This is a genomic window from Flavobacterium sp. UGB4466, assembly GCF_903469665.1.
GTDB classification, from domain to species: domain Bacteria; phylum Bacteroidota; class Bacteroidia; order Flavobacteriales; family Flavobacteriaceae; genus Flavobacterium; species Flavobacterium lipolyticum.
Genome location: NZ_CAGKLC010000274.1, coordinates 1 through 469 on the forward strand (window position 1 = coordinate 1; position 469 = coordinate 469).

The window sequence follows — 469 nt, forward strand, 5'->3', positions numbered from 1 at the left end:
CATTGGAAGGCTGACTGCTCCAACCCGTATAAACAGGTCTGCCAAAAGCATCGTATTTGGTAATGAGCCAGCCTTCGGCAGTTTCGTCTTTAAAAGGTGAGAAAGCCGGTCCTGTGGCTACGGGACGATCAAGTTTGTCGTACACGATAAACTCCCATTGTTTTCCCGGTAGTTTTTTCTCGACCAGACGATTACGATAGTCGTATTTGTATTGGTAACACAAACCGTTTAAAATCTCGTCACTGACTGTCCCCGATACTTTTGGCGGTACTACATAAGTCAGGTTCCCATAAATATCGTAAACGTAGTAGGTATCGTGTCGGTTGCCTGAATTGTAGGTTCTTTTGAGAATAACTTGCCCTTCGGTATTTTTAAATTCTACTGTGGAGCCTGATGACTCGCTTGGGTTTGCAGTTGTATTCTCGTCGTACGTAATCGTTTTGTAAAGCCTCCCTTCGGCATAAGTTCC

The 469-nt window shown here is 44.3% G+C and carries 1 pseudogene; it reads right to left on the bottom strand.

What is annotated here, in order from left to right:
• A pseudogene (locus tag JO950_RS22025) lies at positions 1-469 on the bottom strand (type IV secretion protein Rhs); the annotation flags it as partial.